At 55.9% G+C, this 236-nt stretch carries 1 protein-coding gene; it reads right to left on the bottom strand.

Annotated elements, in window-relative coordinates; all coding sequences use genetic code 11:
- Window positions 1-16 precede the first annotated feature (16 nt).
- Window positions 17-236: hypothetical protein (locus tag B4920_RS30240; RefSeq protein WP_079437609.1), on the bottom strand; the 220-nt coding region annotated here is incomplete at its 5' end.

Below are 236 nucleotides of genomic sequence, written 5' to 3'. Positions count from 1 at the left end.
GGTTTAACGGCCATGGCTATTCTCCCGCCCGTGGACGCTTAACGCCTGGCACTGTTGCGCGGCCTGTGGCTACATCTTGGCCGCGACCTGTTAGGGTGGCGGTGGTCACTTTGCCCACTTGCTCAGTTTTAATCAGCCCTTGCTCGGCCAGCCAAGCGAGCTGCACCTTTAATGAGTCGCGGCTAATATCGAGGCCATAGGCAATCAAGCTATCTTGTAAGATGGACTCATTGAGG

This window comes from Zoogloea sp. LCSB751, from assembly GCF_002028455.1.
Classification (GTDB): domain Bacteria; phylum Pseudomonadota; class Gammaproteobacteria; order Burkholderiales; family Rhodocyclaceae; genus Zoogloea.
The sequence above is the reverse complement of the archived record's forward strand: the minus strand, read 5'-3'. Positions and strand labels throughout refer to the sequence as shown.